Source organism: Shuttleworthella sp. MSX8B (assembly GCF_000524295.1).
Classification (GTDB): Bacteria; Bacillota; Clostridia; order Lachnospirales; family Lachnospiraceae; genus Shuttleworthia; species Shuttleworthia satelles.
On record NZ_JAQT01000033.1, the window covers coordinates 202,727 to 218,015 of the forward strand.

General features: G+C 53.5%; 15 protein-coding genes. All 15 read right to left on the minus strand.

Annotation, left to right across the window (positions count from 1 at the left end):
- Positions 1-35: 35 nt before the first annotated feature.
- Positions 36-1,061, minus strand: coding sequence for a LacI family DNA-binding transcriptional regulator (locus HMPREF1508_RS08645; RefSeq protein WP_044961182.1), 1,026 nt, complete (start codon positions 1,059-1,061; stop codon positions 36-38).
- Positions 1,062-1,164: 103 nt separating this feature from the next.
- Positions 1,165-1,794 (minus strand): DUF6553 family protein, encoded by a 630-nt coding sequence (locus HMPREF1508_RS08650; protein ID WP_044961184.1) that lies wholly within the window; start codon positions 1,792-1,794, stop codon positions 1,165-1,167.
- 129 nt (positions 1,795-1,923) lie between these two features.
- A complete protein-coding gene (locus tag HMPREF1508_RS08655; RefSeq protein ID WP_044961186.1) occupies positions 1,924-3,105 on the minus strand; it encodes a substrate-binding domain-containing protein in 1,182 nt (393 codons plus the stop codon).
- 86 nt (positions 3,106-3,191) lie between these two features.
- A complete protein-coding gene (locus tag HMPREF1508_RS08660) occupies positions 3,192-4,175 on the minus strand; it encodes an ABC transporter permease (RefSeq protein ID WP_044961188.1) in 984 nt (327 codons plus the stop codon).
- Positions 4,176-4,185: 10 nt separating this feature from the next.
- The gene (locus tag HMPREF1508_RS08665; protein WP_044961190.1) at positions 4,186-5,697 is read right to left on the minus strand and encodes a sugar ABC transporter ATP-binding protein; all 1,512 of its coding nucleotides are present in this window, start codon (positions 5,695-5,697) and stop codon (positions 4,186-4,188) included.
- Between the two features lie 11 nt (positions 5,698-5,708).
- Positions 5,709-6,689 (minus strand): ABC transporter permease, encoded by a 981-nt coding sequence (locus HMPREF1508_RS08670; RefSeq protein WP_006905666.1) that lies wholly within the window; start codon positions 6,687-6,689, stop codon positions 5,709-5,711.
- Positions 6,690-6,714: 25 nt separating this feature from the next.
- Entirely contained in the window at positions 6,715-7,161 is a 447-nt protein-coding gene (locus tag HMPREF1508_RS08675; protein WP_044961191.1) for an RbsD/FucU family protein, read from the minus strand.
- Between the two features lie 9 nt (positions 7,162-7,170).
- Complete coding sequence (locus HMPREF1508_RS08680; protein ID WP_044961246.1) at positions 7,171-8,985, minus strand: L-fucose isomerase; 1,815 nt, start codon at positions 8,983-8,985, stop codon at positions 7,171-7,173.
- A gap of 69 nt (positions 8,986-9,054) precedes the next feature.
- The gene (locus HMPREF1508_RS08685; RefSeq protein WP_044961193.1) at positions 9,055-10,458 is read right to left on the minus strand and encodes a rhamnulokinase; all 1,404 of its coding nucleotides are present in this window, start codon (positions 10,456-10,458) and stop codon (positions 9,055-9,057) included.
- A gap of 195 nt (positions 10,459-10,653) precedes the next feature.
- Positions 10,654-11,064, minus strand: coding sequence for a hypothetical protein (locus tag HMPREF1508_RS08690; protein WP_049906952.1), 411 nt, complete (start codon positions 11,062-11,064; stop codon positions 10,654-10,656).
- A gap of 170 nt (positions 11,065-11,234) precedes the next feature.
- Entirely contained in the window at positions 11,235-12,005 is a 771-nt protein-coding gene (locus HMPREF1508_RS08695) for a DeoR/GlpR family DNA-binding transcription regulator (protein WP_006905671.1), read from the minus strand.
- Between the two features lie 29 nt (positions 12,006-12,034).
- The gene (locus tag HMPREF1508_RS08700) at positions 12,035-12,583 is read right to left on the minus strand and encodes a BMC domain-containing protein (protein ID WP_006905672.1); all 549 of its coding nucleotides are present in this window, start codon (positions 12,581-12,583) and stop codon (positions 12,035-12,037) included.
- Positions 12,584-12,667: 84 nt separating this feature from the next.
- Complete coding sequence (locus tag HMPREF1508_RS08705) at positions 12,668-14,002, minus strand: 4Fe-4S dicluster domain-containing protein (protein WP_044961195.1); 1,335 nt, start codon at positions 14,000-14,002, stop codon at positions 12,668-12,670.
- Between the two features lie 31 nt (positions 14,003-14,033).
- Positions 14,034-14,297 (minus strand): EutN/CcmL family microcompartment protein, encoded by a 264-nt coding sequence (locus HMPREF1508_RS08710; RefSeq protein ID WP_006905674.1) that lies wholly within the window; start codon positions 14,295-14,297, stop codon positions 14,034-14,036.
- On the minus strand, positions 14,294-14,917 hold the full coding sequence (locus HMPREF1508_RS08715) for a phosphate propanoyltransferase (RefSeq protein ID WP_044961248.1): 624 nt from the start codon (positions 14,915-14,917) through the stop codon (positions 14,294-14,296). Before HMPREF1508_RS08715 ends, HMPREF1508_RS08710 begins: the two co-directional genes overlap by 4 nt.
- Positions 14,918-15,289: the final 372 nt, after the last annotated feature.

Sequence of the window (15,289 nt, forward strand, 5' to 3'; positions counted from 1 at the left end):
GGATCGACCCCCTTCTGCAAGAGTTTTCCTCTGCGTCAGGAGTTTTTCTCTGCCTCTTCTGGATCGATCCTCTCCACAGACTTCCCCTCGTGCAGAATTGCCCGGTATACATGCTGTTCTGCCTTTCGGTCCGCGGGATCTGTGTGCCGCATATGCTCCAAAATGATTCTTGCCGCGGCATTGCCCATCTCCTCCATGGGCTGTTCCAGAACCGTCAGACGGGGGTTGAGAATGCTGGGAATAAGCAAATCGTCAAATCCAATGATCGAGAGGTCGGTCGGATAGCGGAATCCGGCGTCATTCATTGCCATGACCGCGCCGATATTCATGTCGTGATTGCAGGTGAAGACCGCTGTCGGCCGGCGGTCAAGGGACAGAAGCTGGTTCATGGCCTCATAGGCCCCGTCTACTGTTCCATCCGTTGCCATTTCCAGGACTTCTTCCCTTTGAATTCCTCTCTTTGCAAGGGCCTTGCAGTATCCCTTCAGGCGCTGCCTGCCCGTGCACTGTTTTCCAATATAGATAATTCCGATTCTGCGATGACCCCGCTCCGTCAGATAAGAAGTCGCCTCATAACCGGCTCTGACATTGTCAATCGTGACGCCGGATATACCCGACCACTTGACGTCCAGTGTGATAATCGGAACCCTTCCGGGAACCAGATCAAGAATATCCTGAATTTTTCTGCCTGTGGGGATCAGTACCAGCCCGTCGACATTTTTGCGGCTCAAAAACTCAATATTGTCCCTCTCCTGCTCTGCGTCATCCATCGAGTCACAGACCATCAGAGAGTAGCCAGCCTGCTTGAGCTCAGATTCGATATAGCGGATCAGGCTTCCATGGAAGGGGCTGACCATACTGGGGACAACCATACCGACTGACCGGGTTTGCGATGTGACAAGGCTCCTGGCCATGTCATTGACATGATAGTGAAGTTCCTTGATGGCTCCGCCGATTTTCTCCCGATTCTCGGGGAGGACATTGCCCCCGTTGAGATATTTGGAAATCGTAGCCAAAGAAAGACCTGTTTTCTTTCGGATATCCTTAATGGTCGCTGACATAAGTCAATCACTTTCTACTGCTGAAATGAGAATGCGCTCATTCTAACACAGGCCCCCCGGGTCGGCTTTTCGACTAATTCTGACAATCCTAAGACATTGTCTCTCAACTCTTTCGCTTGAGATCCTTGTCCTTTCGCGAAGCGGCGTAGTCCTCAAGGCGCTCAGCAGCTGCCGCGTCATAGCAGGAATACTCATCTCTCACCGCGTCAGAAAACAGGGCCATCTCTTCATCCAAAGCCAGCCGCCGCGCCAGTCCGATCGACATCTCATAGGCATCCGCGCAGCTGCGTTTCTTGCGGTCTTCCTCATTGGCCGCGATAATGCCAAAAACCTTTCTGCCGTATCCTTTACTGGCCGTTGTCGCGAAGTAGCGTCTGGCCGCATTTCGATACTCCCAGTAGAGAGCAGCCGTCCCCTCTTCCCCATAGGTTTCTCTTGTCTGACCCTCCATAGAGGCCAGTGCCTCCAGGGTCTCCCTGCGGCTCCGTCGGGCGAAAACGCGGGCGCTCTTGGCCACAATCACAAGGTTGATCATATTCCAGAGGAAGGTATCTACCCTCTGTCCCTTCCTCTTAGGATCCGTATGTCTTCTGTCAAACAGTTCTCTCGCGGCCCTGGCAAATGTCTCTTCCCGGTCTGTCTGCTCCTTTAGCCCAGAGAATATCTTCTCTCTTTGATCCGGGTCAGTCTCCTGATAATAGCTGTCAAAGACCTGCGGATATTCGTAATTCATAGCTCTTTCCCCTCACATTGATACGGGTGCTTCCTGCTTCTGCTCTGATATAAGCGCCATCTTCTGACGCCTATATCAGAGCAGGAGACTCCGAGGAGTCTCCCGCTATCATGGTAACAGATGAAAACATCAGTCGTAAAGGTTGGGAGCGATGCTCTCATCAGTCATGTTGCTGGAATCATACCAGTAACCTGCCGTTGCGACATCCTTGAGATCGGTCTTGCCATTCGCAGCTGCGGTCAGAGCATATACGGCATAATAACCCATCATCAGAGGAGACTGGGTAACTGCGCCGAGCATAACGCCGTCCTTGACTGCTGCCTTGATGGTAGAGCCGGCGTCGAAGCCGATACCGATGACATCACCCTTGTCAGCGTTGGAACCCAGTACATTCAGGTTGGTATTGGCTGCCAGAAGTCCCTCTGCGGAAACCTGGTTGGAGCCGAAGACACCGATGGTATCCTTCTTGGAGAGGATAGCCTGAGCCTCGTTGGAGCAGAGCTCAACAGTGGTCTGCGCGGGAACGCGAACTTCAATAACCACATTGGTATCGCCCTTGTCTGCGCCCTTGGCATGGTTTACATAGAACTCGTTACCGGTAACGGATACGGTCTTGCCGTCCTTGTGGATCAGCTCAATCATGCGGTCAACGAAACCAAGGCCGCGCTCCTCGATATTGGCAGCGGTGGCATCCTGGTTGATCTCACCGATGCGGACAGGCTTGTCAGCCTTTTTGATCTTATCCTTCAGCACCTCATACATATGGTCTGCGGCAACGGATCCGGCCTGTCTGTTATCCGTTGCGATCGTGCAGGCAACAGATCCCTTGGGTGCATCAGCAACCCCTGTGTCAAAGCAGACCAGAGGAATCTTGGCCTCAGCTGCCTTCTTAAAGGAATCCAGTACAGAGCTGGAGTCGCAGGCTGCGATTCCGATTCCTGCCGGTTTAGCCGCAATGGCTGACTCAAGCATGTTGATCTGATCGGCGATGTCTGACTCGGTGTTCGGTCCCTGAGGCTTAACCTCAACGCCGAGCTCCTTGGCGGCCTTCTGCATTCCCTTCTGAGCAGCGCCCCAGTAAGTAGACTGGAAAGACTTTACCAGCATGGGGAAGCTGTAAGCCTTGTCTGCCTTAAGGCCCTTGAACTGCTCCGGAAGATCATTGCTTCCTCCCGCGTTATTGTTGGCTGAGGATTCCGTCTTCTTATCCGAACCCTTGCTCTCCTCCTTCTTACCTCCCGAACCGCAGCCGTAGAGAGAAGTCACGCAGAGTGCCATCGCTAATATTGTTGCAACTAGTTTCTTTTTCATTCTTTTAACCCTCCTTTGTATTTTGAAAGAATGAATATTATTTGCCCGGGACCGGGTTCATCCGATCCCAAGCGCGTAACCTGAATTTACTCGTCCTTTTTCCCTTTATTTCTCTTGATGTCAATGAGGACAGCCACAATCAGAACTGCTCCCGTGATGATCTGCTGCCAGTTGGACTGAAGTCCGACATAGGGAAGTCCTGTCTTCAGAAGCATAATGACCATAACACCGATGAAGGTACCAATAATGGATCCATAGCCGCCGGTTGCGCAGACGCCGCCGACGAAGACGCCGCCGATGGCATCCATCTCCAGTCCGGCTCCTGTCCCCGGCTGTACGGTCGGTGTTACCGCCGCATAGGCGATCGCGGCAAGACCTGTGAAGAGACCGCAGATGACATAGGACATCACATGATAGAATCTGACGTTGACGCCGGACAGGGCCGTCGCCTCCTTATTAGATCCGATGGCGATGGTATAACGTCCCATCCTGGTGTGGTTTAAGATGAACTCCATCAGGATGACCAGGGCGATCATAATGACAAGGCCGATGGGAAGGCGCAGAGCGCTTCTGCCGCTTCCGAAGGTCAGCTTGAAGATGGAGTGAAACCAGCCGCCCGGCTGCGTTACCGTCGGCCAGGGAGTCGCCTTGCACATGGATCCGATTCCTCTGGTGATCATGCAGGTCGACAGGGTCGCGATAAAGGGCGCCAGGTTCATAACGCCAACCAAGATTCCGTTGATCAGGCCCATCAGAACACCCATGACGATACAGATCAGCATGGCGATTCCAACCGGAAGATCATAGTTTCGAATCAGAGTTCCTGCCACCAGAGCGTAGCAGACCATACCCGTTCCGATGGAGAGGTCAACGCCCGCTGTAATCAGAGGAAAGGTGACGCCGATGGCCATCAGGATATCGTAGTAGGAGAAATCCATCATACTCACAAAAGAGGAGTAGTGGCGGAATCCGGGGCTGAAGATCATGTAGATCACTACCAGAGCCATAGCGACAAGGAATGCCACAAATCTCTGATCGCTTAAGAGTTTCTTCTTCTGTAATTCTTTCATGCTGCCCCCCTCAATCGATATCTCTGGTCGCAAGATTCATGATCTTCTCCTGCGTTGCGTCCTCAATCATTACCTGACCGGTGACCTTGCCCTCGCACATGACAATGACCCTGTCACTCATACGAAGAATCTCTGTCATCTCGGAGGAGATCATGATGATCGATTTTCCGGACTCGGCCAAAAGGGTCATCAGCTTGTAGATCTCGTTCTTGGCTCCGACATCAATTCCTCTGGTCGGCTCGTCAAAAATCAGGATCTCACTGTCCCTGTCCAGCCATTTCTGAATAACTACCTTCTGCTGATTTCCTCCGGACAGGTTGACGACAAGCTGATTGGGGCTCGGCGTCTTGGTGGCCAGCTTCTCGATGAAGGCGTTCGTGTCCTTGATTTCCTTGCTCTTATTGATAAAGAAATGATCGACGTATTTGTCCAGACAGGCCAGTGTCGTATTCTCGGCAACCGTCTTCTGGGTCACAACTCCATAGCGCTTTCTGTCCTCGGACAGGTAGCCGATACCGGCCTTAACCGCATCCTGCGGAGAATGAATGGTCACCTCTTTCAGCTGGCCGGACTCGTCCGCGATAGAGATCTTGCCGCTGGTCTTGGGATCCGCTCCGAAGATGGCTCTTGCCGTCTCCGTTCTTCCGGCTCCCATCAGGCCTGAGAATCCGAGGATCTCTCCCTTCTTAAGCTCAAAGCTGACGTCCTGTACCATCTTGCCGGCGTTGAGTCCCTCGACCTTGAGAACGACCGGGGCATCCGCCGCAACAGCGCTCTTGGTCTTGGGCTCCTCATAGATGACGCGGCCTACCATCATATTGATGATGTCTTCCTTGCTGGAATCCTTGGTGATCAAAGTCCCGATATATTTGCCGTCTCGCATGACGGAAACACGGTCGGTGATCACCTTGATCTCGTCCATGCGGTGGGAAATATAGACGATTCCCAAATCCTGTTCCCGCAGGTCCCGGATAATGGTGAAGAGATCCTCGATTTCCTTCTCGGTCAGAGCGGCGGAGGGCTCATCGAAGATGATCAGCTTTGCGTCGTGCGAAATGGCCTTGGCGATCTCACACATCTGCTGTTTGCCGACCGTCAGGGTGCTCATCTTGGCTTTCGGATCAATGTCAATGTGCATCCTCTCAAAGATCTTTGCCGCGTCCTCGATCATCTTCTTATCGTCAATCCTTATTCCCTTCCTGGGCTCTCTGCCGATGAAGATATTCTGAGCGACGGTCAGATCCCCCACCATGTTGAGCTCCTGGTGGACGATGATGACTCCTGCTTCCTGTGCCTCGCGGGTACTGCGGAATTCTACCTCTTTTCCCTCGTAGGTAATGCTGCCGGAATCCATCTTGTAGATTCCCGTCAAGACCTTCATCAGGGTGGACTTGCCGGCTCCGTTCTCCCCCATCAGGGCGTGAACTTCACCGCGTTTTACTTCGAAATCGACATGATCCAGGCAGTGAACGCCGGGAAAGCTCTTGTCGATTCCCTTCATTGTCAGAATTACTTCTCCCATATTCCCCCCAGTCAATTCTTCTTGCGTCTGGCCGTAACATCAATGTAGACCGCAACGATAACGATGATACCGGTGATAATCAACTGAATATCCTTGCCCAGGCCCAGTGCCAGGAGGCCCTCCTGAAGCATGGAGATAATAGAGACACCGATCACAGTTCCAAGAATGGACGCCAGACCGCCGACCATGGAAGTTCCTCCCATGACGCAGCCGGCAATGGCTTCGTTGTTGTACTGGTCTCCATAGCCGGGCTGTACTGTTGTATAGCAGGCGACGAAGTAGACGGAAGCAAGACCTACCAGCAATCCGCAGATGACATAGGCAAGCATCTCCCAGCGCTTGATGTCAACGCCGGACAGGCGCACCGCCTCGCGGTTGCTCCCCAGGCAGAGAATATATCTGCCCGCCTTGGTGTTATAGAGAATGCAGCTGCAGAGCGCTGCCACCAGTAAAAAGACAACCAGACCGACCGGAAAACCCTTATAGGAAATCAGGTTTCTAAACCAGCCGTTGACCGGATCTGTGGACAGTGGCCAGCTCTGCGACTGGGTCTTGGTGAAGACAGCGGCAATTCCCTTGGCGATATTCATAGACGCCATGGATACGATAAAAGCGGGCACCGACTGGTAAGCCACCAGCCAACCGTTAAAGGCCCCGAAGATCAGCCCGATGATGACTGCCAAAACAATACAGATCACCAGCGGAAATCCGTAGGAATTCAGGCAATAGCCGGCTACCAGCGCGCAGCAGAACATGACCGGTCCGATCGAGAAATCAATGCCGCCCGTCGCGATGACAAAGGTAACTCCCAGAGAGAGAAAACCCAGAAAATACACATAGTTCAGGGTGTTCAGAAGGTGTTCCTTCCCCGCTGCGGCAAATCCGTCGATTCCAAGGCAGCAGGCGAGAAACATCAGCACCAGAACGCCGAGAAGAATGATCCTGTTTAATCCGATTTTTCTGACAACCGGATTCCCCTTAATTTTTTCCAAAACAAATACCTCCCATACTCCCGAATCAAACGATTCCCTTCTGCAACATGACGTTGGCGTAAACAGCGGACTCACTCGTCGCGATCAGGCAATAGGCGCGTTTCTTCGTCTCCTCATAGAAGGCAAAGCGCTCGATCTGCCCGATGGCATCCGCCCCCCGCTCGTCGTGTCTGGCGACAATCTCTTTGTATTCCTCCCAGATGGGAGTCTTGATCTTCCCCTGATCCTGGGGCATAAGCTCCATGAGATTGACTGGATGTTCCACATAGGGATCTAAGGGGAAGACCTCCAGTATCGCGTCTAAAACCTCGCTGACGCCGTGTCCGTCCATCCGGATCACAACTGTATTCTCTCCCTTTACACTGGGAATGGGATAATTCCCGTCCCCAATGACCAGCACATCGCTGTGTCCCATCTCGCAGAGGGTTTTTAAGAGTTCCGGAGACAGAATCTTTGGAATTCCTTTCAGCATATCTCCCCCTTATCTGTACTTCTTATAGAGAGGTCCGAAGGCGTTGCAGGCTCTGAAGTCAGCCCCCTCCTTGTCCTCGGTGCCGAACGCATTCCAGACCGCGGGGCGATAGATCTTCTCGGAGGGAATGTTGTGCATGGCAACCGGAATACGAAGAATGGATGCCATGGTGATCAGATCCGCGCCCACGTGGCCATATACCGTTGAACCGTGATTGGCTCCCCAGTTCTTCATCACATCATAGGCAGTGCAGAAGGCAGAGCCGGGAACGTGATCAACACGGGGTGCGAACCAGGTGCAGGGCCAGGTGTAATCTGTCCTCTTCCAGAGGATTTCATTGACCTGATCAGGAAGGGCTACGGTCCAGCCCTCTGCAATCTGCAGGAAGGGGCCAAGTCCCTTGACCAGATTCAGACGAAGCATGGTGACAGGCATTTCTGTGGCGGTTAAGAAACGGGATGAATAGCCGCCGCCTCTGAAATAACCGTTGTCCGCGGGATTCCAGGTAGTCGCCTCAAGGATCTTCTTCTGATCCTCCTCCGTAATCTCCCACCACTTCTTGATCTCGGGCTTGCCGTCCGCTCCGGTACATACGCCGGAGAAATCCAGGGCGGAGGCGCCGGAATTGATCAGGTGCAGGAAGCCGTCGGCCTCCCTGGCGTGTCCCTCAATCTCGTAACCGGTCACTCTCTTGACAGCGTCGCCGCTCCAATAGGTTCTGACATCGGAGAACATGGCTGAGCGTCCGGTCAGCTGCTTCTCAAAGAGCATGCACAGTCCGTTTAAGATATCGTTCTCGGTCGCTAAGATATAGGGCTCTCTCTTGCCGTCATAATCGAAAGATGTGGACAGGAAGGCCTCAGGATAGTCGCAGTTAGGCCAGTGGTCGGTCCACTGTCTCTGTCCCTGGAAGCCGCCGCAGATCGCGTTGTGCCCCAGAGCCTCCTCCGGGAACTTGTCTGCCAGCTTCTCGTTGCCCCGCATCAGGTCCTTGATAATCAGATACATCTTGACCGTGAATTCCCACTGCTCGTCCTTGGTCTTGCGATCCTTTTGAATCCAATCCGGGTTTTTGTCAAAGCCTTCCTTGCAGTTGGCCTTCGTCCATGCCAGGGCGCGCTCGAACTCCTCGTGATCATAGATTCCCTCGTCCATCCGGCGAAGAACCTCGACCTCATCGACCGACTCGACCCGCATGCCAAGATAGCTCTCCAGGAAGTCCTGATCCATAATGGAGCCGCCGATTCCCATCGTGACGGATCCGATCTGCAGATAGGACAGGCCTCTTAAGGAAGCCGCCGCAATAGAAGCCCTGCCGAAGCGAAGAAGCATTTCCTCTACATCCACGGGGATGTTCTCGTCATCCGCGTCCTGCACATCTCTGCCATAGATGCCAAAAGCGGGAAGGCCCTTCTGCGCGTGTGTCGCGAGAACAGAGGCCAGATAGACAGCCCCCGGGCGCTCCGTCGCGTTCAGTCCCCAGACACCCTTGATGGTGTTGGGATCCATATCCATGGTCTCAGACCCATAGCACCAGCAGGGTGTCACGGTCAAGGTGATATCCACCCCTTCTCTCTTAAACTGCTCCGCACAGAGAGCGCTCTCTCTCACGCGGCCGATGGTACAATCCGAAATCACAACCTTAACCTTGCTTCCGTCCGCGTAGAAGAGCTTATCCTCAAAGAGCTTCTTAGCTCTCTTTGCCATGGACATGGTCTGTTCTTCCAGAGCTCCTCTGACATCAAGGGGTCCCTTTCGGCCATCGATTACCGGCCTGATTCCAATTACCGGATGTCCCCCAACGAGCTTTCTCTGATCCGCCATTTCTTCCTCCTTCTCCTCTCTGATATTAAAATTTAAAATCTGTAACCAACTGCTCTGCTGCATTTTCTCTCAGGAAAATGTCTCAACCGCAAAGGATTCTCTCACACAGGCCCTGGCCTGAGCCAGATCCTCGAATTCCCCGGCGCAGATCATCTGAGCGATGGCGTTGCCAACGGAAGTGGCCTCGGAGGGCCCCGCGTTGACAGCCAGACCGGATTCCTCCACCGTCAGACGGTTCAGGAAGGTATTCTGTCCTCCGCCCCCGAGAATGTTGATACTGTCAAACTTCTGGCCGGTCAGGTCCATCAGCTTCTTAGCCGTATCTGCATAGCATCTGGCCAGGGACCGGCAGATCACAGCGGACAGCTGTCCCGGACTCTCCGGCACCGGCATCCCCTTCTGGCGGCAGGCATCCTGAATCGCGCCGATCATGGAGTCAGGGGCCAGAAAACGATTGTCATTGACATCGACCAGGGCAGGGAAATCGCTCTCCTCCTGGCCCAGCTTTGCAAGCTCCGCAAAAGAATATCTGTCGTCAAGCTCATGACGCAGAGACTGGATCATCCAGAGTCCCATAATATTCTTGAGTAAAGTAATCTTGCCGCCGTAGCCGCCCTCATTGGTGAAACCGCCGGCGTGGGCTTCTTCGTCTGTCACCGCCTTCTCGCTCTCCACTCCCATGAGGGACCAGGTCCCGCTGCTGATATAGAGTCCCTTGCCGCTCGGATCGGGCATGGACATCACGGCAGACGCCGTATCGTGTGAGGCGCAGGCGATAAATGAGCAGTCATATCCGACTTCCGCGGCGATCTCCGGCCGGAGCTGTCCCAGGACAGATCCCGCGGGCAGAAGATCCAGAAAGATCTCCTGAGGCAATCCCAGCCTGCGGATCAGTTCCCGGTTCCAGTTCCCGCTCTCGGCGTCGACCAGTCCGCTTGTTGTGCACTCTGTATATTCATTGGCTTTCCTGCCGGTCAAATAGAATCCGAAATAGTCCGGCATGCTCAGAAATGTTCGCGCCCTCTCTAAGAGGTCCAGACGCATGACCTGATCCGCCAGAAGCTGGTAGATCGTGTTGTAAGACTGCTCCTGAATTCCCGTAATCTCGTAGAGCTCCCGGCTGTCAATCTTCTCGCTCAAAAGAGTGTCCATCCCCTCGGTTCTCTTATCCCTGTAACCGTAGACATCTCCCAGAATATGGTCGTCCTCATCTAAAAGGACGTAATCAACCCCCCAGGTATCGACCGCGACAGAGACGGGAATCTTGCCCATCTCTCCCGCCTTCTTCATGCCGGCGACGATTTCCCTCGACAAGTGCTCGACATCCCAGATCCGGTGTCCGTCCTTTTTCTTCATCCCGTTCTCAAAACGGTAGATCTCGGACATCCGGATCCTCCCATTCTCCTTGGAGAAGAGAATATGCCGACCGCTCGAAGCGCCGATGTCGACTGCCAAATAGTATCTGTTTGTCATTTCCCCTCCTCTTCGATACCCCCATCGAAAAGCGAATGATACGAACAGCATAAAACGTTTCGTCCTTTATCGCGAAGCGTTTCGCTCATATGATGATTATACCTTATTCCCTCTTTGATTCAAGTGCTTTTTAAAATAATTTTTCGTTTTTTTGTCTGAAATGATCCTAATTTCCCGCAAAAGCCTCAGGAGCAGTCATAGGAGATAGGTCGGAATCTGGCAGATCAGATGAGATTCCACCTTTGTTCCCCCGACAATTACCCCGCTTTTGACAGGAGTCCCGGAAGCTTCCTTTCTCTTTGAATTCTCTTTTTTCCTTGGAGCTTCCTTTTTCTTCGCGGATGCTTTTGTCTTTGGCGCCGTCTTTTTTTTCGCTGTCACTTTTGTCTCTGAGACCGTCTTTTTCTTTGCGACCGCTTTTGACTCTGATTCCATCTTTTTCTTCGCGGCTTCCTTTTTCTCCGAAACCGCCTTTTTCTTCACAGCTTCCGCTTTGGAAGCTTCTCTCTTCGTCTCTTTCTTTTCAGCTCCTGTCCCCTGCAAAAGTTTCTCCGCTGTCTTTGCAGTCAGGCTGTCTATCTCCTTGTTTTCCTTCGTCTTTGCCATCTGTGCCTCCTTTCTCCTCTGTGATGAAACCACCCTTCTCTATCAGTACTTTCTACCAGTACTTCTCTTTCAGTACTTCTCTTTCAGTACTTCTCTTTCAGTACTTCTCTTTCAGTATTTCTCTTTCAGTATTTCTCTATCGTCGCTTTTCTATCGCTGCTTTTCCTGAGCTACTTTTCCTGCGGATAGAGACACTCCACATGATTTCTCTTCAAAAAAGAGAGCCAGGATTCTGATGGTTTCTGATCTGTCACGATCACATCGACATCTCTGATGTCACAAATCTTAGCGAAGGCCACCCGCTCAAACTTCGAGGAATCCACTGTCACGACCTTCTTCTGTGCCGACTTCATCAGCACCTGCTTGGTCTGTGTCAGCTGGTCATCACTGTCTGTCAGCCCCCGCTCTGCGTCAACTCCCTTGCAGGAGAAGAAGGCTTTCTCCACATTAAACGCGGACAGGCCGCCAAGAGCCCTTGGGCCGATCAGGGCCAGGTCGCCCGGCTTTAATCTGCCGCCGGATGAGATGACATCCCATCCCGAGACATTCGACAGCTCGATCATGATCTCAATGGAGTTGGTGATCACGGTCAGATGTTCCTTCTCCTTGATCTCCTTGGCAATGAAAACCGCGGTGGAACTGGCATCTAGAATGATGTGGTCTCCCTCCTCAATCATCCCCGCCACCAGGGCTGCAATTTTCTGTTTCCCCTGGACGTGATTTTTCGTGCGGACATTGAAGGGCATATCAATGGTTGTGTTTTCATTGAAAACCGCCCCTCCGTAGCTCTTGGTACAGACCCCATCCTGTTCCAGCTTGTCCAGATCGCGCCGGATGGTCTCCTCAGAGACGTCAAACTGCCTGGCAAGGGCATTCACCACAACTTTCTTCTCCTCCTGCAGTTTTTCCAGGATGAGATTTCTTCTCTCCATTGCAAGCATGGATTTACTCCTTCATGATTGTGATTTGCTCAGAGGATTGAGTCACAGATCTGCCGGTCCGGATTTGCAATCACTGTGGAATCCAGGAACATGCCTGACTCGGCCACCTCCTCTTTGGCTCTGGCCACGGCGGCCTCGACAGCCGCGATCTCTCCTGTCAGGACAAAAAAGGACTTCCCGCACATGCCCTTGGCAATGCGGACCTCAACCAGGTCCACAATCGCCGTCTTGGCCGCCAGATCGGCAGCCACAATAATGGAGGCGACATCATAGGTCTCCAAAATGCCGAGGGCCCGGACATTCTCAACTGTAGAAGTCCCGTAGAGGGCAGGAAAAATACTCTCGTGAGGATTGCCTAAGACAAAGCTGTCAATGTAGTGCTCGCTTGACGAGGCGATGGCAGCTTTAACAGCGGCGTCAACCGCGCTCAAATCCCCGGCGATCAAGGCGATATACTTGCCCGGACAGACCGTCTGCGCTTCCAGGAGGTCTACCTTCGCTGTCTTAACCATGATGTCGGCCGCCCGGATGCCACTCGGCGTCGTCTTAAATTCCACTAACCCAATTGCCCTGGACATAGTATCTGTCTCCCGAATATCCTCTTCGATTTATAACCGCGTTCACATTCAAACAAATATGGTCTTCGCGGCCACTTCTGTTTATCAGTCTGCTGTGATTTCAATCCATTTCTCCGTAATATGAGAAACTCTCCCCCCAATGGACGCGTGGACGGGAAGGGAAAGCCCCCCTGCCGCCCGGCCGATCGTCTGACCTTCCTTTACCAGCGCCCCCTCTTCGACGGCAGCGAGCGCAGGCGCTCCGATGTGCTGGCTCAAAAAGACCCTGACCTTCTTCGGCTGACAGGACTCCGGGCAAAGAGGGGCCGGCCTGTCATAGGTGCTCAGCCCCAGTCTGGCCTTTAGTCTGGCCTCCGGAACCTTTCGGTATTCTCTCGCCTGACTGACCGGGGCAAACTGTGGATCCGCCGGCGCCTTGACGCCCGCCTTCCTCAGCCCGTTCTTGTACGCGGTAATCAGGGTGCGCGGCGAAAGGCTCTGCGGACACGCGTATAACTCACAGGTCCCGCAGGAGGAACAGAAAAATGTGTCTAAAAAAACCTGCGGGTCACTGAAATCCCGGTTGGCCGCGCTGCGCATAAACTTGTGGGGTTCAATCGGATGTCCCAGGGCATTTCTCGGACACAGGTCGGTACAGGCGCGACACTGGCAGCAGATGGAAGCCGCCCGCTGGAGGTCAACGCTGATTTTGGCCCGCATCCGCTGAATCAGCCCGTGATCTGATGGCAGGACCAAAACCGCGTTGGTCGTCCGGGTGACAGGATCTGTTTTCCTTCCCTCTCTGCCCATCATGGGGCCGCCCACAAGTATGGCGTAGTCCTGAATCAAAGGACCGCCTGCCAGGGCAATCGCCTCCTCGAGCGAAGTGCCAAGGGGAAGGAAAAGGGTCTTCGGTTCTTTGAGCTCCCCGATCATCGTGACCAGCTTTTTGGTCACCGGAGCCTCCTGGGTCAGGGCCCGACTGACATTGTACATGGTCTCTACATTGAAGACGATGACCCCCTCTTCTATGGGCAGTCCGCCGGGACGGATCACCCGCCCGGTCGCCTCATAGACCAAGACCACCTCATCTCCCATGGGATAGACCCCCTGAAGCAGATGGAGGCTGACATGGGGATAAAGTCCTGATTCCAAGCCATGCTCAACCGCCTGGATCGCGGCCCTATACTCCTTCTTAACGCAGACAATGGCCCTCTCTGCCCCGACGGTGCAGGCCACCTGTTCGAAGGCGGACAGAATTTCCTCTGTGTGAAGTGCCAGCAGCTGCCGATGTAAGGAGAGCAACGGTTCGCATTCCGCACAGTTGAGCAGGATGGTATCCGCCCGCTCGTCCAGCTTGGCGTAAGTCGGAAAACCGGCCCCGCCGGCCCCTGCAATGCCGGCCTGCTGTAATTTGTCTCTCAGTGTCTTACAATCCATGCTCTCTCACCGCTCTCGGCGCTCTCCCTTATCATAATTCGGATGGGTCATCAATAATTCCGACAATCGCCGCATCAATTGGGGCTAAATCCATACCGCTTCCAATCCTGGCAGCGCTTCCCGTCGCCACCAGGACATACTCTCCAATCCCTGCTCCGATGGGGTCAATGGCCACCAGCCGGCAGGACTCTTTCTGCATATCCGCGCAGGCTTCGATAATCATGAACTTATTCCCCACCAGCTTACTGCTCTTTCGCGTGGAGATAACGCTCCCGACTACTTTCCCAACAATCATTGTCCTCCCCCTTTCAGCATGCGGACACAGTCTCCCTGGCGCAGTCCGGCGCCGTTGGCCTCATCCGTATCAATATGCATCTCCAGGGTAAAGGAATCATCCACCCTGACCTTGACATGGTCAAAAATGGTTCCTCTCTCATTATCCGCCCGGACGCGTACATAATCTCCGTCCTTCACGCCGGCACTTCTGGCGTCCGCCGGGGACATGTGAATATGTCTGGCCGCCACGATGCAGCCCTCTTTGAGAAAGAGAGCCCCCGCCGGTCCAACCAGGGCAATCGGAGCGCTGCCCGCGATATCTCCTGACTCCCGAAGAGGCGCCTTGACCCCAAGGCGGATCGCGTCTGTCGCCGAAATCTCCACCTGAGACTTCCGCCGAACCGGTCCTAAGATCCGGACATTTTCAATGGCCCTGAGCTTGAGTCCGACAATGGTCACCGTCTCGTTGGAGGCGAACTGCCCGCCCATGAGTTCCTTCTTTTTAGTGAGCTGATAGCCGGGGCCGAAGAGGGTCTCTACATCCTCCTGTGTCAGATGCACATGGCGGGCAGAAACGCCTACCGGAATCAAAAAACCGGTCTGGCCTGTCTCCTGTCCGGCACTCGGCAATCCCTCCATTTGGCTTTTGGGGTCAGACCCGAAAAACTGCGGAAAGTCCCGGTTGATCGTATTAAGGACCAGCTCTGCCACTCTCGCAACACTTGCTTCTTCCATAAACTGATCTTCTCCATACCATTGAGCTTCGCTCAATGGTCATGTACTATCGAGTTCCACTCGATGGTCGTGTACCATTGAGGATACCTCGATGGTCATGTACAATTGAGTCCCACTCAATTGTCGTGTATCATTGAGCTTTGCTCAATGGTCATGTACCATTGAGCTTCGCTCAATGGTCATATGCTATTGAGTTCCACTCAATGGTCGTGTATCATTGAGCTTCGCTCAATGGTCATGTACCATTGAGTTCCACTCGATGGTCGTGTACATTGA